At 35.2% G+C, this 22798-nt stretch carries 26 protein-coding genes; 15 read left to right on the top strand and 11 right to left on the bottom strand.

Going from position 1 to position 22798, the window contains the following annotated elements; translation table 11 throughout:
* Window positions 1-18 precede the first annotated feature (18 nt).
* Window positions 19-996, bottom strand: coding sequence for a D-alanine--D-alanine ligase (locus B3L86_RS09940; RefSeq protein WP_291118387.1), 978 nt, complete (start codon window positions 994-996; stop codon window positions 19-21).
* A gap of 104 nt (window positions 997-1100) precedes the next feature.
* Here B3L86_RS09940 and B3L86_RS09935 point away from each other — a divergent pair, with 104 nt between their 5' ends.
* A complete protein-coding gene (locus tag B3L86_RS09935) occupies window positions 1101-1703 on the top strand; it encodes a PASTA domain-containing protein (protein ID WP_291118386.1) in 603 nt (200 codons plus the stop codon).
* Window positions 1696-2739, top strand: coding sequence for an RluA family pseudouridine synthase (locus tag B3L86_RS09930; RefSeq protein WP_291118384.1), 1044 nt, complete (start codon window positions 1696-1698; stop codon window positions 2737-2739). Before B3L86_RS09935 ends, B3L86_RS09930 begins: the two co-directional genes overlap by 8 nt.
* Window positions 2740-2938: 199 nt before the next feature.
* Here the strand turns inward: B3L86_RS09930 and B3L86_RS09925 are convergent, their stop codons facing one another.
* On the bottom strand, window positions 2939-4315 hold the full coding sequence (locus B3L86_RS09925) for a hypothetical protein (RefSeq protein WP_291118383.1): 1377 nt from the start codon (window positions 4313-4315) through the stop codon (window positions 2939-2941).
* Window positions 4316-4467: 152 nt separating this feature from the next.
* Between B3L86_RS09925 and B3L86_RS09920 the strand changes: the two genes are divergently transcribed.
* Complete coding sequence (locus B3L86_RS09920; protein ID WP_291118381.1) at window positions 4468-5538, top strand: WD40/YVTN/BNR-like repeat-containing protein; 1071 nt, start codon at window positions 4468-4470, stop codon at window positions 5536-5538.
* On the opposite strand, the gene B3L86_RS09915 is transcribed toward B3L86_RS09920, so the two are convergent.
* The 4 genes from B3L86_RS09915 to B3L86_RS09900 all read right to left on the bottom strand — a co-directional run bounded on the left by B3L86_RS09915 (window position 5535) and on the right by B3L86_RS09900 (window position 8098).
* A complete protein-coding gene (locus B3L86_RS09915) occupies window positions 5535-5984 on the bottom strand; it encodes a sensor of ECF-type sigma factor (protein WP_291118379.1) in 450 nt (149 codons plus the stop codon). The genes B3L86_RS09920 and B3L86_RS09915 overlap by 4 nt on opposite strands.
* An 11-nt stretch (window positions 5985-5995) precedes the next feature.
* Entirely contained in the window at window positions 5996-6406 is a 411-nt protein-coding gene (locus tag B3L86_RS09910; protein ID WP_188363033.1) for a hypothetical protein, read from the bottom strand.
* Window positions 6407-6436: 30 nt separating this feature from the next.
* On the bottom strand, window positions 6437-6979 hold the full coding sequence (locus B3L86_RS09905; protein ID WP_188363034.1) for an RNA polymerase sigma factor: 543 nt from the start codon (window positions 6977-6979) through the stop codon (window positions 6437-6439).
* Window positions 6980-7048: 69 nt separating this feature from the next.
* Window positions 7049-8098: a GyrI-like domain-containing protein gene (locus tag B3L86_RS09900; protein WP_291118376.1), complete on the bottom strand. Its 1050-nt coding sequence runs from the start codon at window positions 8096-8098 to the stop codon at window positions 7049-7051.
* 317 nt (window positions 8099-8415) lie between these two features.
* On the opposite strand from B3L86_RS09900, the gene B3L86_RS09890 reads away from it, so the two are divergent.
* Complete coding sequence (locus tag B3L86_RS09890; RefSeq protein ID WP_188363036.1) at window positions 8416-8799, top strand: nucleoside triphosphate pyrophosphohydrolase family protein; 384 nt, start codon at window positions 8416-8418, stop codon at window positions 8797-8799.
* 31 nt (window positions 8800-8830) lie between these two features.
* Here B3L86_RS09890 and B3L86_RS09885 read toward each other — a convergent pair whose 3' ends face one another.
* Complete coding sequence (locus B3L86_RS09885; RefSeq protein WP_291118371.1) at window positions 8831-9901, bottom strand: branched-chain amino acid aminotransferase; 1071 nt, start codon at window positions 9899-9901, stop codon at window positions 8831-8833.
* A 291-nt stretch (window positions 9902-10192) separates the two neighbouring features.
* Here B3L86_RS09885 and B3L86_RS09880 point away from each other — a divergent pair, with 291 nt between their 5' ends.
* The 5 genes from B3L86_RS09880 to B3L86_RS09860 all read left to right on the top strand — a co-directional run bounded on the left by B3L86_RS09880 (window position 10193) and on the right by B3L86_RS09860 (window position 13013).
* Entirely contained in the window at window positions 10193-10681 is a 489-nt protein-coding gene (locus B3L86_RS09880; RefSeq protein ID WP_188363038.1) for a DUF4920 domain-containing protein, read from the top strand.
* On the top strand, window positions 10681-11136 hold the full coding sequence (locus B3L86_RS09875) for a hypothetical protein (RefSeq protein WP_291118369.1): 456 nt from the start codon (window positions 10681-10683) through the stop codon (window positions 11134-11136). The genes B3L86_RS09880 and B3L86_RS09875 overlap by 1 nt, the downstream gene beginning before the upstream one ends.
* A 30-nt stretch (window positions 11137-11166) precedes the next feature.
* Entirely contained in the window at window positions 11167-11829 is a 663-nt protein-coding gene (gene mnmD / locus B3L86_RS09870) for a tRNA (5-methylaminomethyl-2-thiouridine)(34)-methyltransferase MnmD (RefSeq protein WP_291118367.1), read from the top strand.
* Between the two features lie 95 nt (window positions 11830-11924).
* Window positions 11925-12716 carry a TIGR00266 family protein gene (locus B3L86_RS09865; RefSeq protein ID WP_291118365.1) on the top strand — a complete coding sequence of 264 codons (792 nt, stop codon included), beginning with the start codon at window positions 11925-11927 and terminating at the stop codon, window positions 12714-12716.
* A 99-nt stretch (window positions 12717-12815) separates the two neighbouring features.
* A complete protein-coding gene (locus B3L86_RS09860; RefSeq protein ID WP_188363041.1) occupies window positions 12816-13013 on the top strand; it encodes a hypothetical protein in 198 nt (65 codons plus the stop codon).
* A 29-nt stretch (window positions 13014-13042) separates the two neighbouring features.
* Here the strand turns inward: B3L86_RS09860 and B3L86_RS09855 are convergent, their stop codons facing one another.
* Window positions 13043-13990 carry a LysR substrate-binding domain-containing protein gene (locus B3L86_RS09855; RefSeq protein ID WP_291118363.1) on the bottom strand — a complete coding sequence of 316 codons (948 nt, stop codon included), beginning with the start codon at window positions 13988-13990 and terminating at the stop codon, window positions 13043-13045.
* A gap of 100 nt (window positions 13991-14090) precedes the next feature.
* On the opposite strand from B3L86_RS09855, the gene B3L86_RS09850 reads away from it, so the two are divergent.
* The 5 genes from B3L86_RS09850 to B3L86_RS09830 all read left to right on the top strand — a co-directional run bounded on the left by B3L86_RS09850 (window position 14091) and on the right by B3L86_RS09830 (window position 18198).
* Complete coding sequence (locus tag B3L86_RS09850; RefSeq protein WP_291118361.1) at window positions 14091-14570, top strand: Dps family protein; 480 nt, start codon at window positions 14091-14093, stop codon at window positions 14568-14570.
* 138 nt (window positions 14571-14708) lie between these two features.
* A complete protein-coding gene (locus tag B3L86_RS09845) occupies window positions 14709-14921 on the top strand; it encodes a hypothetical protein (protein WP_291118359.1) in 213 nt (70 codons plus the stop codon).
* Between the two features lie 60 nt (window positions 14922-14981).
* The gene (locus B3L86_RS09840; protein WP_291118358.1) at window positions 14982-16598 is read left to right on the top strand and encodes a SulP family inorganic anion transporter; all 1617 of its coding nucleotides are present in this window, start codon (window positions 14982-14984) and stop codon (window positions 16596-16598) included.
* A 22-nt stretch (window positions 16599-16620) separates the two neighbouring features.
* On the top strand, window positions 16621-17256 hold the full coding sequence (gene can, locus B3L86_RS09835; protein ID WP_291118357.1) for a carbonate dehydratase: 636 nt from the start codon (window positions 16621-16623) through the stop codon (window positions 17254-17256).
* A 297-nt stretch (window positions 17257-17553) separates the two neighbouring features.
* The gene (locus B3L86_RS09830; RefSeq protein WP_291118354.1) at window positions 17554-18198 is read left to right on the top strand and encodes a DUF6000 family protein; all 645 of its coding nucleotides are present in this window, start codon (window positions 17554-17556) and stop codon (window positions 18196-18198) included.
* Window positions 18199-18219: 21 nt separating this feature from the next.
* Here the strand turns inward: B3L86_RS09830 and B3L86_RS09825 are convergent, their stop codons facing one another.
* From B3L86_RS09825 to B3L86_RS09815, 3 genes are all read right to left on the bottom strand, one after another.
* Window positions 18220-18729 (bottom strand): hypothetical protein, encoded by a 510-nt coding sequence (locus B3L86_RS09825; RefSeq protein ID WP_291118352.1) that lies wholly within the window; start codon window positions 18727-18729, stop codon window positions 18220-18222.
* 680 nt (window positions 18730-19409) lie between these two features.
* Complete coding sequence (locus B3L86_RS09820) at window positions 19410-20606, bottom strand: LETM1-related biofilm-associated protein (RefSeq protein WP_291118350.1); 1197 nt, start codon at window positions 20604-20606, stop codon at window positions 19410-19412.
* A 15-nt stretch (window positions 20607-20621) separates the two neighbouring features.
* A complete protein-coding gene (locus B3L86_RS09815) occupies window positions 20622-21710 on the bottom strand; it encodes a M42 family metallopeptidase (RefSeq protein WP_291118348.1) in 1089 nt (362 codons plus the stop codon).
* A gap of 81 nt (window positions 21711-21791) precedes the next feature.
* Here B3L86_RS09815 and B3L86_RS09810 point away from each other — a divergent pair, with 81 nt between their 5' ends.
* Complete coding sequence (locus B3L86_RS09810) at window positions 21792-22475, top strand: DUF4294 domain-containing protein (RefSeq protein ID WP_291118346.1); 684 nt, start codon at window positions 21792-21794, stop codon at window positions 22473-22475.
* Window positions 22476-22798: the final 323 nt, after the last annotated feature.

Raw genomic sequence — 22798 nt, 5'->3', positions numbered from 1 at the left:
AATTTAAACTAAAATTAATTAGCTTTTGATTAAAGCCAATTCAATTGCATTTTCAAACAAATCCGGAAGTGAAATACCAGCTTCACGAGCTTGTTGTGGCAAAATACTTTCTGTGGTTAATCCCGGAATGGTATTCATCTCCAACATATGGGGCTCTCCGTCTACAATGATAAACTCACTTCTTGAAAAACCTTTCATTTTTAAAACCTCATAAGCTCTTTTGGCTACAGTCTCAATTTTTAATTGCAGGTCTTTTGAAATTCTTGCCGGTGTAATTTCGGAAGATTTTCCCAAATATTTGGCTTCATAATCAAAAAAGTCATTTTCAGATACAATTTCGGTTATCGGTAAAACAGTGATTTTTCCTTTGTAATTAATCACGCCAACAGAAACTTCCATTCCGTCTAAAAAACTTTCTATGATGATTTCGTTGTCTTCTTTATAGGCATTTTCAATTGCGGGAAGCAATTCGTCAACAGTTTTTACTTTGGAAATTCCGAAACTGGAACCTGATTTGTTGGGTTTTACAAAGCATGGCAAGCCAACTTTTTCAATAATTTCCGATGCATTTATGTTGTCTCCCAAATTCAAATAAAATGAAGTAGCCGTTTTGATGCCATACGGTTTTAAAACCGATAACAAATCGCGTTTGTTGAAAGTCAATGCCGCTTGGTAATAATCGCAACTGGTTTGCGGAATACCTAACAATTCAAAATAAGCTTGCATCAAACCATCTTCTCCGGGAGTGCCGTGGATGGCATTAAAAACAACGTCAAACGTGATTTTTTCAGCACCTATCGTTACCGAAAAATCGTTTTTATGGATTGGATATTCTTGTTCATCATCTGTTACACAAACCCATTTGTCTTTAAAAATATGAATGCGATAGGGCAAAAATTTTGTTTTGTCCAAATAAGTATAAACTACATTTCCACTGGTTAAGGAAATTTTATATTCGCTGGAATAGCCACCCATGATAATAGCAACATTTTTCATTTAGTTACGTTTGTTTATTTTTAAAGATTATACAACAAAAATATCATTATTTAAGGAAAGAAAAAACCATTCCTATTTTTATATCTTTGCTACAAATAAAAAAAATGAGTTTACGTAAATACATCAGCAGTAAAGTTTTCTTAAGACAGGTTGCCATTGCACTTACTTTAGTAGTGTTGCTAGTGGTTTTAGTGTTAAATTTGTTGTCGTTTATAACCAATCACGGACAAGAAATTATTGTTCCCAATTTGGCAAACATGACCATGGATCAAGTGGAAAAAAAGTTGGAAGACTTAGACTTGGAGTATGTAGTTTTGGATACCATTGACTATAATGAAGAATTTGCCAAGTTTGGTGTTGTGCTTCAGGAACCAAAACCGGGTTCAAAAGTGAAAGAAAACCGTAAGATTTATTTAAAAATAAACAACGACAGTTATGCTTATGTTGTGTTGCCTGACATGATTGAAAAAACCTTCCGTCAAGTAGAGCCCAACTTACGCGTTTTAGGTCTGGAATTGGGTGAAGTGACCTACAAACCCTATTTAGGTAAAGATATGGTTTTGGAAATGCGAATAAACGGTAAATTAGTAAAACCGGGAACAAAAGTGATGAAAACAACCAAAATCGATTTGGTTTTAGGAGACGGAAAGATAGGATTTGAAGAAGAGTCTCAAGACAGTTTACAAAGATATTATGATAATGAATAAAGATACAACCAGCGATATAGAATCTGATTTTGAGGAAGAATTATACGAACATTATCGTTTTGAAGCCGGAAAAGGACAAGCTCCGCTGCGAGTAGATAAGTTTTTAATGAATTTGATTGAAAGCACTACACGAAGCAAAATTCAACAAGCCGCAGCTACCGGTAGTATTTATGTTAATGATGTTGTAGTAAAATCGAATTATAAAGTCAAACCCTCCGACGTAGTCCGTGTTGTTCTGTCGCATCCGCCGTATGAACGTTTGCTAGTGGGGGAAAACATCCCTTTAGATATTGTTTTTGAAGACGAACATTTATTGGTGGTCAACAAACCTGCCGGTATGGTGGTGCATCCCGGTCACGGAAATTATTCGGGTACCTTAGTCAATGCGTTGGCCTACCATTTTGAAAATTTACCAATGAACAGTTCGGAACGCCCGGGTTTAGTGCATCGAATCGATAAAGATACGTCCGGATTATTGGTCGTAGCCAAAACCGATTTGGCCATGGCATATTTGACAAAACAATTTGCAGAAAAGACTTCGGAAAGAGAATATGTAGCCTTGGTTTGGGGCAATGTTACAGAAGAGGAGGGAACCATCACGGGAGACATTGCTCGACACGTAAAAGACCGAATGCAGATGGCTGTTTTTCCGGATGGGGAAGGCAAACCTGCTGTAACACATTATAAAGTGTTAGAACGATTTGGGTATGTAACCTTAGTAAGTTGCCAATTGGAAACGGGTAGGACGCATCAAATTAGAGTCCACATGAAACACATCGGCCATACCTTATTTAATGATGAGCGATACGGCGGAAACAATATTCTGAAAGGAACAACATTCACCAAATACAAACAGTTTATTGATAACTGTTTTAAAGTCTTACCAAGACAAGCTCTTCATGCCAAAACCTTAGGGTTTGAACATCCAATTACAAAAGAATTTTTGCGTTTTGAAACACCAATTCCAAAGGATATGGAAGAATGTATTGAAAAATGGCGGGTGTATTCGAAATCAAATCAACCGGAAACGGAATAACAACACAAAAAAAAGCGACTCATTTCTGAATCGCTTTTTGTTTTATAATCAATTGATTATGTTAAAATTAGGAGATATAAGTCGTCTTGAAATAGGTGCCAAAACGAATCCCTATACGGTTTGTCATCCCGACGCTAGGAGGGATCCCATAATCCAAATCACCAACGCCAAAAAGAAAATTAATTTTTACAATTTAAAATTACATTCTTGTATTTCCTCTACTTTTATTTGACGGAGCTCCTTGACTTCTTTGAGGCTGACTCGCTCTTGCAGAACTACTGCTTCCTGCCGGTGCTCGGTTAGCAGAAGATAGCTGAGACGAACCGCTATTTCGTGGTGCACTCATTTGTGATCGGTTATTCTGATTATTTCTCGGAGCGTTATACGTTGATGATGTAGTGGCTTTTGGAGTCGCACTCGAACGATTATTTCTAACTGAATTAGTAGAACTTGGATTTGTTGCTCTCGGTGTTGCAACGGTTCCGCTTGCTCTGTCAGTGGTGGAACGATCATTTCTTACGGAACTGGTAGCACTTGGATTCGTTGTTCTTGGTGTAGAAAACGTACCGCTTGCTCTGTCATTGGAACGATCATTTCTGGAAGTGTTCACATCAGAATTGGTGGTTCTTGGAGTGGCTGTAATTCCATTAGCTCTATCATTTGAACGGTCATTTCTTGAGGTGTTCAAATTTGAGTTTGTTCTGGGGGTTGCAGCAATTCCGTTAGCTCTGTCAGTCGAACGATCATTTCTTATAGAATTAGCATCACTTGTGTTTGCTCTTCTTGGCGTAGCTGCAATTCCGTTAGCTCTATCGTTTCCACGCCCTGTATTTCTGTTTTGTGCTAACTCATAACGGTTAGAAACATTTTGATTTCGGGCAGTAAAACCTCTGTCTGGATGCATTCTCTCATACGAGTTGGCTCGTCTGGATTGGTGCATTGCGATTGCTCTTGTACTTCTTCTGTGGTTCACATAATTACAGGTATTGTTCACGTTGATAAACACGTTAACGTTGCTTCTATATCTGTAATAGGGATACGGATTCCAAGTCCAGTAAAATCCGGGGTAATAATTCCAATACCAAGGAGAATAATACACATGATATCTGGGAGCCCAAAAGTGTGCATAAATTACAGGTGTTGCATAATAAACCGGCTCGTAGATGTAGTTGTTCCCATATAAGAAAACATCACCAACTACTTGCACTTGCACCGTTCTGTTTCTGCTGTCTTTTTCTACTTCAATGGTGGCAACATCTTGAAAAATGTCGCGTTCAAGTACGGCTTGAATTATTATTAAGTGGGTGTTTCCTTCCATCGATTCAATAACACGTAGGTAATCCACACGGTTGTCATTGTTTAAATCAAGGTTAGAAATTTGCTTATTAGGATCGTTTAGACGATTTTCAAAATCTTCTAAATCTCTGGAATCTCCAAAGATAGTAGCAATAGCTCGTAGATCTAAGTTGTCACTGATATCCATTGAGTTTGCTCTCACGGTTGTTCTGTCTTGTGCCTGGGTAGTAAACCCTACTGCAAAAAAAACAGCACTGAAAAGGATGGTAAGTGTTTTCATGACATTTAATTTATAGAGATAAACTCTGGTTTGATTATCACTATACAATTCTTGTGCCACAAAATCACAACAAAACCATTAGTAGAATTTATATTACAAATAAGTTGCATATTTGAAATAATACCATATTTTTGTGATATAATTTAATAAATATGTCTAAAATTGTTATACTTTTTGTTGTAGTGCTTTCTCTTTTTTCTTGTAAGGAAGAGAAAAAAAAGAAAGAAGAATACAAACGAAAACCTTTCACCGGAGTGATTTTAGATACCCTGCTTCAGGATACTGTTTCTATAAGAGCAATCACTCTTGATAATGATAAAGTATGGTATGCTTCCGATAAAGGAACGTTTGGCTATAGCTTTATTAACAATTCTAAAAAGAAGGACGGCATTATTAGGATGGATTCCATACCGTTACATTTCAGAGGAATTGCCCAAAATTTTGATAATATCTTTTTAATCAGCACCGAAAAACCGGCTGCGATATATAAAATAAGTAAGAAAGATATGTCCAATTATCAATTGGTTTTTGAAGACCTAGCCAACGACGCGTTTTATAACGGCATTCAATTTTGGAATGAAAAGGAAGGCATTGCTTTTGGCGACCCAATAAACAATAAATTAAATGTTATTGTTACCCGAGATGGTGGTTCTACTTGGAATAAAATTGACCCTTCAAAACTACCCAAACTTGAAAAAGAGGAATATGCTTTTGCAGCAAGTAATAGTAGCATCACGGTTAAAGGTACTCACACTTGGATTGCAACCGGTGGAAAAAAATCAAGGGTTTTGTATTCTAACGATAAAGGAGAATCTTGGATACTTCAAGAAACGCCTATTGTAAGCGGTAAATCAATGACGGGTATTTATTCTATTGACTTCTACAGCGATACTATTGGTTTGTTGGTAGGTGGTGATTACGAAGATCAAAATAACAATTTCAAAAACAAAGCGTTGACCATAAATGGAGGTAGAAGCTGGGTTTCAGTATCCGACAGTTTGGCTTTTGGCTATTCCAGTTGCGTGCAATTTGTTCCTGAATCGGGAGGTACAATGTTGGTAGCATTAGCTCCAAATGGAATTTACGCCACCAGCGATAGCGGTATCGAATGGATAAAAATTTCCGATGAAAAGGAGTTACATGTATTGAAATTCATCGACAAAAAATCGGCAATAGCTGCAGGAAAGAATAAGATGTTCCGAATAAGGTTTACAACCAATTAATTTTTATTTCCTCGATTAGCTCGGTACTGTCTCAATAGCTTTCTATTAAAATCATCTTCTGCTTTTTTCAATTTGATGATTTTCACCGAACCGATGATGCCCTTTAAATCAGCATTGAGTTTTTTTCGCAATTGAAACAATTCTTCTTCAGTTGCCTCTAAATCGTTCAACAATTGCGTAGCTTCTTTTTCTGAAAGTGTAGCACTGTTTTTTTCAATGGTTTGGTGTAAACTGCGCATCTTTTTATTTCGCAATTCAAAAAAGCGAGCATCAAATTGATTGTAAATAGGCCAAAATTTTTCAGCTTCAGCAGTTGACAAATCCAATTCAGTAGTAATAAAAGCAGTTTTCAAGGCTTTAATTTGGTCTCTGTTTTTCATCTCTTGCGAAAATCCATTCGTGCAAAATAGTACAGTGGCTAAAAATAGGAGGTAGGTTGATTTCATAAGGTTATAGTTTAATCTAGTAAATAAATATCAATATTGCTGTTTTGTAATAATGTGTTTTCGAGTGCACTGGGTTCAATTTCATAATCAACTTCCATATTTTTCACTTCCTCTTCACTCAATAGACTTAGTAAATCATAAGAATACATATCGCTGGTGTAGCTTAAATAATGCTCAATGGCTTCACTATTAATTTCATCGGAAGTCGAAAAAGGCAAAGTTTTTATTCCGATAGGCAAAAGCACCGCCAGAAGTAAAACCGCTGCAACCAATTGAAAAACTGCTTTTTTATAAAAAGGAATTACTTTTGGTTGTTGTTCCAACTTCAAAAGAATCTTTTCGGGCAATGCATCAAAGTATCCTTCCGGAGTTTTGAATCCGGGGTTTATTTTAGGATGGTTATCTAATTTAAAATCGCTCATAGTGGTAAGACTTAATTTTTAGGTAAAAGTTTAATGGGTGTTCATGTATTCTTCAATTTTTTTCACCGCATGGTGATACGAAGCCTTTAAAGCTCCCACCGAAGTGGAAAGTAGTTCCGATAATTCTTCGTAATTAATCTCCTGAAAGTACTTCATTTTAAAGACCAATTGCTGCTTTTCAGGCAATGTGGCTATCGCTTTTTGAAGTTGTAGTTGAATGGCATCGCCTTCAAAATAGACATCAGATTCCAAATTGTTGAGGTGTTTGTTTTGAACTTCTTCAGAACTGATGGTGTTCATTTTAGCTCTTTTATTGATAAACGTTATCGCTTCATTAGTAGCAATTCTGTAAATCCAAGAAAATAATTTGCTTTCCCCTTTAAAGGTATGAATATTGCGAAAAACTTTTATAAACGTGTTTTGCAACACATCATCGGTATCATCGTGATTTAAAACAATGGTTCTGATATGACTGTAAAGCGGTTTTTGGTAGTCAAGAATAAGCTGCTCAAAAGCCCTGTTTTGAGTTTTTGGGTCTAAAAGGGCCGCAATAATTTCTTTTTCGTCTTTCAAAATCCGTATTTGACAGTTTAGACTTTCTCAAATGTAAAAGGTTTAAAAATTACGAAACTTTCTCGTTGATTAGTCCAATTGTTCTGTAATAACAGGAGGTGGCGGAATTGGATTACTAGTCCGAATAGGCAGATATAGCTCCGTTACCCAATGTGAAGGTTTGTTAGATTGCAAATAATTTTGCACATAAATTTCCAAATGCTGTGACGGATTAGCAAGGTCTATGTTATTGGTTTTGCAATAAGCTAACAGTGCTGCCCAAGCTTTTTCAATATGCAAATAATCACCGGTAAACGTCGCTTTAACCGCCTGAAAACGTTCGCTCTTGCCATAAGTGATTTCACTTTCAGGACTTGTAAAAATTTCCTCGTTGATAGGATAACACATTTTTACCTGCATTTCCTTTTTGTCCGTCGGGGTACTTTCAAAAAAGCATAATGGATTTCCGCTCATTTCCAGTTGGAACTCTTCAAAAAAGGTAGCACTTTTCGACAAATAGGAAGGCATATTGGCATAAAAATCGGCTTTTGCAACAGATTTCATTTGTTGTAGAAAGGCCATTTCCGGCACTTCCACAATTCCGTTTACGGTAATTTCAAAATGATTGAGTTCGGCCAATAACACCTTGTCAAGCTGATCCAACGTTTTGCTCATGTCTCTGGCAATTGTTCTAAAACTACCCAAACCGATGAGTTTTAAAAAACGTTCTTTGAAACCTAGATTCCCTTTGATTTTCCACGAAACTTTAGTGTTCTTTTGTGCTGTGGAAAAATGCCATTGCGAACTTATTTTAGCTCCATTCCAATTCAGGTTTTGAGTAATTGAATCGTAAGCTGTAGTTTTTTCGGTAGCAAACGAAATGGCATCCCACGTTGCAAATGACGCTTCACCATAAGTTATATCAGACTGTTTTGTGGGAGCTTTGGCATCCTCAGCATATAAAACCAAAAAAGAGGGCCAATTTGAATAATCGTTGACATAGTTAAAAATGACGTTTTTTTGAAAAGCAATAGTTTTGCTTTTTTCAACTTCAAACAAACCATTTTGGGTGTAAACAAAAATAGCAGCCGCTGCAAAAAGCAACACCAACAACATCAAAATATATTTTATAATTCGCATCAGAATGGAAATTTAGGAGGTCTTATTTTTTTAGAAAATATTTAATCACAAAAAGTAAAGCAATGAACAACAGGAATCCAATGACAACTTTACCACTGCCTTTAAAATGAAAGCGATGCAGTTTTACATCTTTTCGATAGGAGTAAATGAGTACACCAATAAAAGTGATCGCAAATAAAACAGCAAAAATGAGTTGTCCTTTTGTAAACATGGGATAAAATTACTTTTCAACAAAAGTAGTTAATTGTTTTTTAAACCAAAGCAATTTAGCTATCGGGAAATGCATTAATTTTAAGCATTCCTATAAACTGCAAACTATGAAAGAACAAATTAATGCCGTGATCGAATTTCATACGGCTTTTCAAATCGGACATAAAGAACAACCTTCTGTACATTTGGGTGAAAATAAAAACCTATTGCGGTACAATTTAATGAAAGAAGAAAATGAGGAATACCTCGAAGCCGCCATGAATAATGACATTGTAGAAGTGGCCGATGCCTTGGGTGACATGCTCTACATCTTATGCGGAACCATCATCGAACACGGTTTGCAACACAAAATTGAAGAAGTTTTCAACGAAATACAACGCAGTAACATGAGCAAACTCGGCGAAGATGGTAAACCCATTTACAGAGAAGACGGCAAAGTGATGAAAGGACCCAATTATTTCCGACCTAATTTTGAGGAGATTTTTAGATAAAAAAAATCCTCTTTTTCAAGAGGATTTTAATTTACTTTACCTTGACCGTCCAACCAAAAGTGTCGTCGTCAATTTTATACTGAATATTAGTTAATTTTTCTTTTAGCAACAACGCAAAAGAATTTTCTAATTTGGGTATCTCATAATAGGTATCTTGATACGAAAATCCAACAACAGGATTAACAACGGCAGCAGTGCCCGCTCCAAAGATTTCCATTAACGAACCGTCTTTTGACGCTTCAATAAGTTCGGAGACCAATACAGAACGTACTTCTACTGCAATGCCTTCCTTTTTCGCAATTTCAATCAAGCTTTTTCGGGTAACACCATCCAAAATTCGTTCGCTCGTAGGTGCCGTATATAAGGTGTCTTTTATTCTAAAAAACAAATTCATCGTGCCGGCTTCTTCCAATTTGGTATGCGTAGCATCATCGGTCCAAATAATTTGCTGAAACCCTTTTTCATTAGCCAGTTTGGTAGGGTAGAATTGAGCAGAATAATTTCCTGCCGCTTTTGCAGCTCCAATCCCGCCATTTGCCGCTCTACTGTAATGTTCCGCAATGATTACTTTCACTTCTCCCGAATAATAAGAACGAGCAGGAGACAAAATAATCATAAAACGATATTGTGTCGACGGTTGTGCTATAACTCCCGTTCCAATCGCAATCATAAACGGACGAATATATAAAGAGTTGCCTTTTCCTTTTTTAACCCAATCTTTTTCAATTTTTAAAATTTCATGCAAACCATTGATGAAAATTTCTTCCGGTATTTCCGGCATCGCCAATCGCTTGGCAGAATGATTGAAACGTTTGTGGTTTTCATCGGGACGGAATAACCAAACAGCATCGTTTTCATCTTTGTAGGCCTTCATACCTTCAAAGATGGCTTGTCCATAATGAAAAACTTTGGCCGAAGGGTCAATTAAAAAAGGTTCATAAGGTTTTATAAGCGGTTTTTCCCAGGCTCCATTTTTATAATCACAAATAAGCATGTGGTCCGTGAAAATGTTTCCAAAAGTGAGGTTTTCAAAATCAACAGCGTCTATTTTTGAGGTCGAAGCCCTAACTATATCGATTTCGTTGGTAGTGTTTGAAGTCATTAAAATGGTTTTATTTTATATTATATGCTGATAATTGGTTGTTTTTTAGGCGGTTATGCCTCATAAACAACTTTTGACTGATTGAATTGTTCAGATTTTGCTAAAGTAAAAAAATTAAATAGTTTTTTAGGCTATTTCGGTTACTATTTTGAAAATCACCTTTGGTTTTTACGGCAATTTCATAATGAATACTGATTCTAAATTTTAGATAATTTACAAAATAGTTAGACTTTTAGGATTTGATTTGACTATTCTGTTTATTTTTGCAGCATCGTATAAAAATTATAGAAAATGAAAAAAATTATTTTATCGCTTTTAGTTGTCACAAGTTTAATGGCATGCAAAAAAAACGAACCAACCGAAGTTACACCTGAATTTGCCTATGCTTCTTTTGGAGATAGCATTACGGCAGAAGGAACATTAACTAAAGAAGAACTTCTAGATAAATATACCAATTTAAAAGAAGGGGATACCATTGAAGTAAAATTTGCTTCTGTAATCAAAGACGTATGTCAAAAGAAAGGATGTTGGATGAATGTGGATTTAGGGGAAGATAAAAAGGCCTTCATTCGCTTTAAAGATTACGGATTTTTTATGCCGCTAAATGCCGCAGGAAGCGAAGCGATTATGAATGGTAAAGCTTTTGTTTCTGTGGAGTCGGTGGATGTTTTGAAACATTATGCCAAAGATGCCGGAAAATCCCAAGAAGAAATTGATGCCATCACAGAACCGGAAGTAACCTATTCTTTTACGGCCAACGGTGTTTTAATTAAAGAATAATGAATAACATAAATAACCTGCTTGTCCTTTTATTGGTAGTAGTTTTTAGCTCCTGCAAAGAGACACCTGCAGTAGAACCGGATAAGGAAACCACTACTACCGAAAAGAAAAACTTTGAAATGTATAACATGTCAGAAATGGCATTGCTTATGGAGCAAATGTATGTGGACAACGAACGATTGAAAAACCGAATCATAAACGGGGAAGAGGTAGGTGAATTTCCAACGCATTTTTCAAAAATTCACAGTTCAATCATGACCGATCCTTCGGAAAACGATGCCTTTTTTAAAGAACAATCGGTCTTGTTTTTGAAAGCTCAGGAACAAATTTATGCCGATCCTGAAAATGCAGAAACACATTATAACAATGCCATTCAAGCTTGTATAAGATGCCACGAAGTAAAATGTGGCGGCCCGATTCCCAGAATAAAAAAATTAGTAATTACCACAAAATAATGTAACTTTCGGGTTACATTTTTTTTTACCATGAAAAGAGAAATTTTTATAACAACTGATGGCTCCACATCCATTCACATTCCGGAATGGGGGGAAAGCTATCACTCCAAACACGGAGCCATTCAGGAAGCCCAACATGTATTTATAAAAAACGGGTTTTCATGCTGTAATGAAAAATCAATTTCAATTTTAGAAATTGGATTTGGAACAGGGCTCAATGCGTTTATTACTTTTTTAGAAGCAAAACAATCAGGTCAAAACATTGAATATGTTGGGGTTGAAGCATATCCGGTTGCTATGGAAGAAGTTATGCAAATGAATTATCCGGAAGCCTTGAATGCAAATGAATTTAACAACGTCTTTAAATTATTTCATGAAGCAGAATGGAATAAAGCTGTAACATTTTCTCCAACTTATAGTCTAACAAAACGCAAGCAATTTTTTAAAGATATTGACGACAAAAATCAATTTGACCTGATTTATTTTGATGCTTTTGGATTTCGGGTGCAACCGGAATTGTGGAGTGTGGATATTTTTAAAAAAATGTATATGGCCTTAAAAAAGGAAGGAATGTTAGTCACTTATGCGTGTCGCGGACCCATAAAAAGAGCCATGATTGAAGCCGGTTTCCAAATTGAAAAATTAGCCGGACCTCCGGGAAAACGGGAAATGTTGAGAGGGAGGAAAATGTGATACATTTTTGTAACCGCAAATCTCCAATTTGAATGATTCAGCCCCAAAGGAGCGACATACAAATAATAAATGTTCAATCATATAAAATTACAAACATGTATAAAGTTATGGAATACACCATTTATGGTGAAGAAATGCAATATGTTGAAATTCAATTAAGCCCCTCAGAGTCCGTAATTGCTGAAGCCGGCGGATTCATGATGATGGAAAACGGAATCAATATGAAAACCATTTTAGGAGATGGGAGCGATGCCGGAGGTTTTATGGATAAAGTTTTCTCTGCCGGAAAGAGATGGCTAACTGGCGAAAGTTTATTCATGACACTTTTTCAAAATCAGCACTCACTCGCTCGGAAAATCTCATTTGCATCTCCTTATCCCGGAAAAATACTTCCAATTAATCTGAATGAAATAGGAGGAAAATTCATTTGTCAAAAAGATGCGTTTTTATGTGCCAATCAAGGCGTAAAAATCGGTGTAGAATTTTCAAGAAAATTAGGCCGCGGACTTTTTGGTGGGGAAGGGTTTATCATGCAAAAACTAGAAGGAAGTGGTTTTGCCTTTATTCATGCAGGCGGAACCATGGCAAAAGTAGAATTACAATCCGGAGAAATGATAAAAGTGGACACAGGTTGCATTGTCGGATTTACTCAATCGGTTGATTATGATATTCAATTTGTAGGAGGAATAAGAAATACTATTTTTGGTGGAGAAGGCTTGTTTTTTGCCACTTTAAAAGGTCCCGGAACCGCTTATATTCAATCGTTACCGTTTAGCAGATTGGCTGGTAGAATATGGGCTGCGGCTCCTCAAGCAGGTGGAAAACGCAAAGGAGAAGGAAGCATTTTGGGAGGCTTGGGCGACTTGTTAGACGGAGATAATCGATAACAACTGAAGTTAATTTTTTGTTTATTTTTCGGCTTCACACAATTTTTTAAATATTTTTGAGTTGTGTTCTTATTATACCCAACTACTAAAACTAATTTTATGACAAGACCAATGTTTGCTTACACGAAGAAAATTCTTGAAAGCGTTAGTTTTGACCCTAAACTGTTTTGTAAAGAACTTGAAAAAGCAATCAAACAATTACTGCCTTATGAATTGGAACAATTACGCGATTGGCTATTGAGTTACACAAAAGAGAAACCCGAATTGACTTATTGTTTAAATTACGTAGAATTATAAAACTAAAGGAGCTTAAACGGCTCCTTTTTTTATTTCTTTGTTTTCGGACTGATAATTTGAATGTCCTGAAAAGCAATTGCACCTCTAATGATTCCTGAAATAGAGTCTCTGAGAGCTTCGATTATTTGAAGCTTCAATTCACTCTTAGGAAAAATTAAACTCACTTCTCGTGCCGGTTTCGGGTCTTTAAAAGGACGTAGCTTAGTTTTGTTTTTTTCGTTTAAGTCTAACGTATGCAAATAGGGAAGTAGTGTTGTGCCTAAACCTTCATCGGCTAATTTAATCAAAGTTTCAAAACTGCCACTTTCAATTTGAAAAGTATTAATAGTGTCGTTTGATCCATTCACATTCTTACATAAGTTTAAAATACCGTCTCTAAAGCAATGGCCATCTTGTAAAAGTAAAATTTCTTGAAGGTTTAAATCTGAAACTTCAATTTCTTTTAATTTTGAATTTACATGTCCATCCGGAATATAGGCCACAAACGGTTCATAATACAAAACAATTTCTTTAAGACTAATTTCTTCCAATGGTGTGGCAGCAATAGCGGCGTCCAAATGACCATTCTTTAATTTATGAATGATTTCATCAGTGTTTAATTCTTCAATAATTAGGTTAACTTTCGGATGCTTTTTTATAAAATTATTTAGAAACATAGGTAATAATGTAGGCATTACCGTGGGAATGATTCCTAACCTGAATTCACCACCAACAAACCCTTTTTGTTGATCAACAATATCTTTTATCCTATTGGCTTCATTCACAATATTTTTTGCTTGTGACACAATTTTTAATCCAATGTCAGTAAGTTGAATGGGCTTTTTACTTCTGTCAAATATTTGAATACCCAATTCTTCTTCAATTTTTTGTATTTGCATGCTTAAAGTAGGTTGCGTAACAAAACATTTTTCTGCCGCTAAAGTAAAATTCTTGTATTCTGCAACGGCTAACACATAATGTAATTGAGTTATAGTCATGATATAGTTAAATTTGATGCAAATATAAAAACAATCAATTTTAATTATAATACAAACCGGTAATTTTTTTGTAAATTTAAAGTAAATAAAAACAGTAATTATGAAAACGAACAGTATCGGATTAGAGAGTAAAAAGGCAGAAATTCTCGCAGCAGAATTAAATATTTTATTGGCTAATTTCCAAGTATATTATCAAAATTTGAGAGGCTTGCACTGGAATATTAAAGGAAGACGTTTCTTTGATTTACATGTTAAATTTGAAGAATTGTATAATGACAGTCAATTAAAAATTGATTCAATTGCAGAACGAATTTTAACGCTCGGAGGTATACCACTACATACTTTTGAAGATTATATTAAAAACAATAAATTGCAAGTGGGTTTCAATATTTCAAAAGATGAAGAAGCAGTAAACTTGATTGTTTTGTCTCTTAGTCAGCTACTTAAAATTGAACGTGTAATTTTAAGTCAGTCTGATGAAGCAAATGACGAAGGAACAAATGCAATGATGAGTGATTTTATCAAGGAGCAAGAAAAAACAATTTGGATGATGAAGGCATGGTTAGAAGAAGAAATGTAGTTAAATTTTAATTAAAATTAACACTATTATTCGGTTTTGACCTCCTAAAAATCTATTTTTGCAGTAATGAAAATTTTGGTGTCCATTGTGCTTTTTTTGTTCGTGTCTTTTATTTCTTTGCCTTCTATTATCGGGTATATGAATAAAGATGCCGACTTATCTTTGGTCTTTAGTCTGTCTGAAGAAGAAGAAACGCACAAAACATTCAAAATAAAAGATGTTATTAAAAACAACAAAGAAGTTTTTACACTAAAGTTAGAACAACAAGCTTCCAAAAAAATAATTTCCGAAAACAACATCCAACACGATGAAGTTTTAGACGAAATATTCTCTCCACCTCCCGAAGTATAATGGTTAATTGGCGTATTTTTTAATACTAAAACTAATACATACATTATATTTTTAAGGTAAATGACAAAAAAAATAAATCTTTTGGCACACCTCAAATCTGATTTTGCATCAGGTTTGGTGGTATTTTTAGTAGCTCTTCCTCTTTGTTTAGGAATTGCTTTAGCTTCCGGAGCTCCACTCTTTTCCGGTATTATCTCCGGAATCATTGGAGGTATCGTGGTCGGGTTTTTGAGTAAATCACACATTAGTGTTACAGGTCCGGCAGCCGGACTAACAGCAATTGTTTTAACAGCAATTACAGATTTGGGAGCCTACAACATTTTTTTAACCGCCGTAATTATGGCCGGTTTAATCCAGTTGATATTAGGGTTTCTGAAAGCAGGAAGCATCTCCAATTACTTCCCAACTAACGTTATTGAAGGAATGTTGGCAGGTATCGGAATTATTATCTTCCTAAAACAAATTCCGCATGCGGTTGGCTATGATAAAGTGTCAGAAGGTGATACTTCTTTTTTTGAAGCCGGAGGATCTAATGTGTTTCAAACCTTAATCGATGCGTTCAATTACATCAACTATGGTTCAATAATCATAACAGCTGTAGCGTTAGCAATTTTAATTGGTTGGGACAAAGTTCCAGCTCTAAAGAAATTAAAATTGGTGCCTGCGGCACTTATTGCTGTTTTCTCAGGAATTATTCTAAATGAAATTTTTATCAGAACAGGAAGTCCGCTTCAAGTCTCAAATGACCATTTAGTGGCATTGCCAACACCATCTACTTTGTTGGAGTTCAAAGAAATGTTTTTGTTTCCTGATTTTTCGTTAGAAACATTTTCAAATCCCAAAATGTGGATTGCAGCAGCCACTATTGCTGTAGTAGCGTCTATTGAAACCTTACTATGTATTGAAGCTTCAGATAGAATGGATCCCTACAAAAGATATACAAATACCAATGTGGAGCTAAAAGCTCAAGGTATTGGTAACTTTTTAAGTGGTTTAATTGGTGGTTTACCAATGACATCAGTAGTAGTTCGATCTTCTGCAAATGCTAACGCCGGTGCAAGAACAAAAGCTTCTGCAATTATACACGGACTTTTATTAATGATTAGTGTATTGACAATTGCTGCATTCTTGAATAAAATTCCGTTAGCAACGTTAGCTGCCATTCTATTGTTAATTGGTTACAGATTAGCAAAACCAAGCATGTTTAAGCATTTTTGGGAAAAAGGAAAATACCAATTCATACCTTTTATTGCAACTGTTTTGGCAGTTGTATTTTTGGATTTATTAAAAGGTGTCGCTCTCGGTATGCTGATTAGTATCTTCTTTGTTTTGAGAGGAAATTATAAAAGAGCCTATTTATTTAGAAAAGAAGAATACCATGATGGTGATGAAATTCATATTGATTTAGCACAAGAAGTTTCTTTTTTAAATAAGGCGGCAATTAAAAATACATTAAATACAATACCTGAAAATTCTAAAGTAATAATTAATGCCTCAGATACGGTTTATATTGCTCACGATGTATTAGATTTGATAAAAGAATTTAAATATATTAGAGCGAAAGAGGAAAATATTAAAGTAAAATTAGTAGGTTTTAAAAAGGCCTACAACTTAGACAATACGGATGATGGGCAACATGTAAAAATGGCTGCAAAAAAAACTAAAGGCGAAAATTAATTTAATCTTAACAATATATACTATGAGCGAGTTTTATAAAAAAATACTAGACAACAACAAAAATTGGGTTGAAAACAAATTGAAATTGGACCCGGAGTTTTTCAAAGATTTATCTAAAGGTCAAAACCCACCACTATTGTGGATTGGTTGTTCTGACAGTCGCGTACCTGCAAATGAAATTATTGGAGCCGCACCGGGAGAGGTTTTCGTGCACCGTAATATTGCAAACATGGTGATTCATTCCGACATGAACATGTTGAGTGTACTCGATTATGCAGTAAATGCCTTGAAAGTAAAACACGTGATTGTTTGCGGTCACTACGGTTGTGGTGGCGTAAAAGCCGCAATGGGAAACAGTTCAATTGGTATAATTGACAACTGGATCAGACACATCAAAGATGTTTACCGTTTCAACCAAGCAGAATTGGATAGTATCGAAAATGAAGAAGAGCGTTTCAATAAATTTGTAGAACTAAACGTAAAAGAACAAGTTTTTGATTTAGCAAAAACATCCATCGTACAATCGGCTTGGAAATTAGGACAAGATTTAACCATCCACGGGTGGGTGTACGGACTAAATTCTGGTTACGTCACCGACTTAGGAGTCAACTTCAAAAACAACGATGAGTTAGACGAAGTATACCAATTAAAATTCTAAAATAAAAAGCCACTTTTAAGTGGCTTTTTATTTGGGTTTAAATTTTAGTTGCTAATGCAAGCACAATGTCATTAAGGTAAGGATTTTGTAATTTGAAAAAGGCACACAAAGCTAATCACGCCCAGTTTGTCGTCCTGACGAATGCCTGTCCGCCGAGGTGGAAAGGATCCCATAATCCATATCATACAATGCTTATGCCTCCACTAGTGCCATAATCTCGCTCTTACCCACAAATGATTTCCTAAAAGCATAAAAAGTGTATATATTTGGTTGATAAACTTGATAGTTGGCTTTAGAATGAACAACAAAGAAATCGAAGCAATAAAATTACACATAGCAGGTGCGACAATTCGACACACGCCACCCTTTGATGACCTAAAGCCGTTTAATAATAACTTTGAGTTAGAAAAAGATTTTATTGACAGATGGATAATTCCATATTATCTTAATATCGGTAATACAAACACTGAATGGATAAATAAGTTAACTACAATTAAACACGAAATCACAACGGATATCATACAAACAAACCTTGGGGACTTCAATTGGCGTAGTAGACAAACAGGAGCTTTTTTTGCTGCAATTACCAACCAAACTCAATTCATTGATAGTATAGGAACGCATTTATTGAAAAGTGAAGTAGCTTTTGCCGGCAAGGTTTACTGTAAGGTCTTTGCTTCATTTAATTTGCCAAAGTGTGTTGATTATTTAAATCTGTATCTTGACTACTACCTAACAAAACCCGATTTATGGTTTGAACAAAGAGACGCAATGGAAGCAATTCTGTATTTGGACAAACTTAATGCAACAAATCACTTTGAGAAACATTTTTCATTGTGGACAGAATTCATAAAAAATAAACCAAATTGGGAAGTAGAAATTAAAACTGACAACCTGGAAAAACAATTAAAAATTATAGATACAGTAAAAACACACATGTAATTTAATTAACTGCTTTGATCTTTAAATTAAGGGGAAAAACTTCTTTTTATATATTATTTTACCATCATCTAAATAATCAATTAGGGTGTCACACAACAAACACGTAATTTTAATTTTAGTATTATTTTTTAAAACAATTTTCACATAATAATATTCAGTCCAAAAAGCAGTAATTAAGTGCTTTTCATATTCTGGGTAACTCAAATAAACAACTATTTTCGCTATCTCACTTTTTTCAAATACAAATTCATTATTTAACTCTTTATAAATGAATTTGTTATAGTTATCGGTTACTAGTAAAATGGAATTACCATTATGTTTTTTGTAATTAAAATACAATATAAAAAGCCATAGAGGGATAAAAGGGATCAACCATAATACGGTGATGAAATAAGATTTGATCAATATAGGAATACTTGCCCCTTGGAAAATAAATATAAATAACATTAAAATTAGTGGACCTACTAACCAAAATAGAATAGGCCTAATTAAATAGTTGCTGCTATAAAATTGAAATGTAAATTTTTTCATAATTAAAATCCTCTTTTTACTAGTACCACATCACAGTCGCATTAAAATGTAATTTATAATCAAAAAACTAAAATAATCAAAAAATCAAAACCCAAAAAACTTAAAAAATCTAAAAACTAAAAAATCAAAAAACTTTCAAACAGCACATAAAAGCACGTCAAACCCCCACTAAGCCATGTCAAACCCGTACAATGCGATGTCAACACCGTTCTGGTCGATGTCAATGCTAATCTAAGCGATGTCAACGTCAATCTAATCAATGTCAACGTCAATTTAACCAACGTCATTGTCAATTTAATCAATGTCAACAGCAATCTGCCTCCCGACAACAACAACCTGCCACCCGTCAACAACGTCCTGGGTACCGTCAATGTCAATATAAGTCATGTCAATAGCAATCTAACCAATGTAAAAGCTCATCTAACCAATGTAAAAGTTCATCAAACCAATGTAAAAGTTCACCAAAGCAACGTCATTTTGAATCTACACCATATCAAAGTGCAAATCAAGTGCGTCACTATCAAAAAACAAATCCATTTTAATTCGTGTAATTCGTGGCAAAAAAACAGGAACGAAGCTCCCCAATCCAACCCAATCCACTTAGTGCCTTCTTCCCTTCGTGGCAAAAAAACTTTTAAACTTTTAAACAATTCAAACCCTTAAACCCATTACCCCCTCCATCATTGATCCAAATTCTCATTAAAAGTCGAAGGCAACAGCTGCGGAATAAACTTAATCAACAACGGCAACAAAATACCACCACCCGGTAATAAAAAAATAGTCAAAGAAGGGATAGTTTTACAAACATCCAACAACTGCTTCTTCATCCTCTTTTTTTCAGACGAATCCAACTCCCTATGCGTGGAAGCAGCCAACAAAATAACAAGTTCCTTACTCTCCGATAACTCTTTTTGAAGACGCCTTTTATTTCTCGTAATCAAAAGAATCACATTCTGTGTCGCCTGATCATAAAAATGCTTAATAGGATTCGAGAAATTGAAATAAGGAATCTCTTTTTTATGTTTTTTAATAAAAAAGTCAATTTCAAAATAACTGTCAGCAATAAAATCCGGATTTAGTTGAAACAACAACCCAATTTCATTAAAAAATAGAGTCTCTGCAGGCTCTAAAACTGCGTCACTCCAAAGTGCCATGCCAACCAAATCCAAAATATAATACTTTTCTAACGGACTCTTTACAGCCGAAAAATCAATTTTAGACAAAGAATCAATGGTGCTGTTGGAATATTTGGTGTAGCGTACCGAACTTTCAAACAATTTAATCAGCAAATCATCATACTGCGATTTTTTTCTCTTGTTTTTTAAAGCAAGAGCTACAGTATTAACAATGGTCTCTTCAAACTTTCTTAAGTAACTCTTAGAAAGAGCTCCTTCTATGAGGTATTTTTGAAAAGCCAGAACATCAATAAACAATAAAGCATTCGTAACGATATGCGAAAAGTTCTTATTAATAATGTTGTCGTTGGTTTTGACACGCTCATTAATAATTTTCTCTAACCGAAGGGAATCGTTTTCGGTGGGAAGTATCTTTTTTAAAAAACTAAAACTCTCAGGTTGCAAAACGGTATAAAAATCCAACAGAGCTTTAATGAAGGCTTGCTCGTCTGATTTTTTAGTGGTAATCTCAAAAATACCATACAAACTGTTCAATAAAGCAATCTTAATAATTTCTTCAGTAGTCGAATCCTTAAACAACAGAGGTTCTCGGGTAGGAATAGCAACTACATGCCCATAGATAAATCCCGTTTTTCGAATAGTAGAATAAAACCCCGCATCGTCAATAGTAGACAATGGTGCAGGCAAATAATAATTGCTTATAAATTTTTCGATCCAACCCGTAGTAGAAGGATTTATCATAATGGCAGTTCCGGTTTACTTGAAATAAGAAAAAGAGGCGTTATTTTCTATTTTCAATAAAGTTTCATAAATCAATTTGATAACGTTTTCAACATCATCCCGATGCACCATTTCTACAGTGGTATGCATATAACGCAGAGGTAAAGAAATCAAAGCAGAGGCAACACCACCGTTGCTGTAAGCAAAAGCATCTGTATCTGTACCGGTAATTCGTGACGAAGCCAAACGCTGAAACGGAATTGTATTTGCTTCTGCTGTAGCAATAATCAATTCTCTCAAATTATTTTGCACCGCAGGAGCATAAGTAATTACGGGACCTTTGCCAATTTGTGTCTCACCCTCAATCTTTTTTTCAATCATTGGAGTAGTGGTGTCATGACAAACATCAGTAACTATCGCCACATTCGGACGAATGGTATTGGTAATCATTTCGGCACCTCGCAAACCAACCTCCTCCTGAACGGCATTGGTAATATACAATCCAAAAGGGAGTTTCTTCTTGTTTTCATGAAGCAATCGAGCCACTTCTGCAATCATAAAACCGCCCATTCTATTATCAATGGCTCTACAAACAAATTTATTTTCATTCAAAATCATAAATTCATCAGGGTAGGTGATAACACAACCAACATGCACACCCATTTTGTCAACTTCCTCCTTAGTGGAACAGCCAATATCGATAAACAAATTGTCAATTCGTGCCGTTTCTTCTTTCCCTCGATTTCGGGTGTGAATCGCTGGCCAACCAAAAACGCCCTTTACAATTCCGTTTTTGGTATGAATATTGACACGCTTTGAAGGGGCAATTTGATGGTCCGAACCGCCGTTGCGTATAACATAAAGCAAACCGGTATCGGTGATATAGTTCACATACCAGGAGATTTCATCAGAATGACCTTCTATTACAACCTTATAAGGGGCGTCGGGATTAATAACCCCAACAACGGTTCCATAAGTATCTGTGATAAAAGTGTCAACATAAGGTTTTAAATAAGCCATCCATAATTTTTGACCCTCAGATTCATAGCCTGTCGGGGAGGCATTGTTTAAATACTGTTCTAAAAAAGTAAGGGATTTTGAATTTAAAATAGATTTTGGAGCCATACAATATTTTTTTGCTAAATTATAAATAAGATTGCATAATTTACCGTTATTTCTATAATTTTACATACCTTTTTAATAGCTATGAAGTCACACGTTTTTACTTTTCTATTTCTTTTTTTAGGTTACTTTGGTTTTGCCCAAGAGACAAAAAAAGATTCTACGGTCATTTATTATTTGATTGGTAATGATTCCATACTAAGGTCATCATTAGAATTGGATGAAGTAGTTGTCACCGGAAAAAGTAGAAACAAAGCAGAGGAAGACAGAAGAAAATTTCTTCTGCTCCAACGTAGGGTACTAAAAGTATACCCGTATGCAAAATCCGGTGCCGATAATTTAACGATGTTGAATAATAACATGGCCAAATTAAAAACAGAGAAAGAAAAAAAGAAATACTTCAAAATAGTTGAAAAATACTTGGAAAAGGAATTTGAAGGCCAACTCAAAAAACTTTCCCGAAAAGAAGGTCAAATTTTAGTAAAACTGATCCACCGTCAAACCGGCAAATCTACCTTTACCTTAATAAAGGATTTAAAAAGTGGTTGGAAAGCATTCTGGTCCAACAATACAGCCAAGCTTTTTGATATTGATTTAAAAACCGAATTCAAACCATTCGACGTTACAGAAGATTTTCTAATCGAAAGCATCCTAATTAAAGCATTTAATGATGGCCGACTGCAACGTCAACCCGCCGCAATTGCTATCGACTACACCGAACTCAGCAAAACATGGAAAGATAAAGTAGAACAATCCAAGAAAGAATAATTTTTTTTATTTTCAGGAGCCATTTCCCGCTTTCCATTTCAAGCTTGTTTGTCTTGTTGTTTTTTTCTATGGCAAAAAAAGAGCTTCCGTTGGTCGCTTTTTTTTGCCAAGAAAAAATACAACAATCCTTCACAAGGCTTTCCATTACAATCGGGGCTAGTGGAGCAGTAGTAAAAAGAAGTTTCGGGTTTCATAAGCTTCGTGCCTTTCTTTCTTAGTGGGAAACAACTATTGCGAAGCAATCCCATTCTTTGTATTCCTTGCTTTCTGTGAGAAGCCTGAAACCTGAAACAAAAAAAAACTTTCTCCCATTTCCATCTCAC

The organism is Flavobacterium sp. UBA6135, assembly GCF_002428305.1.
Taxonomy (GTDB): Bacteria; Bacteroidota; Bacteroidia; order Flavobacteriales; family Flavobacteriaceae; genus Flavobacterium.
The sequence above is the reverse complement of the archived record's forward strand: the minus strand, read 5'-3'. Positions and strand labels throughout refer to the sequence as shown.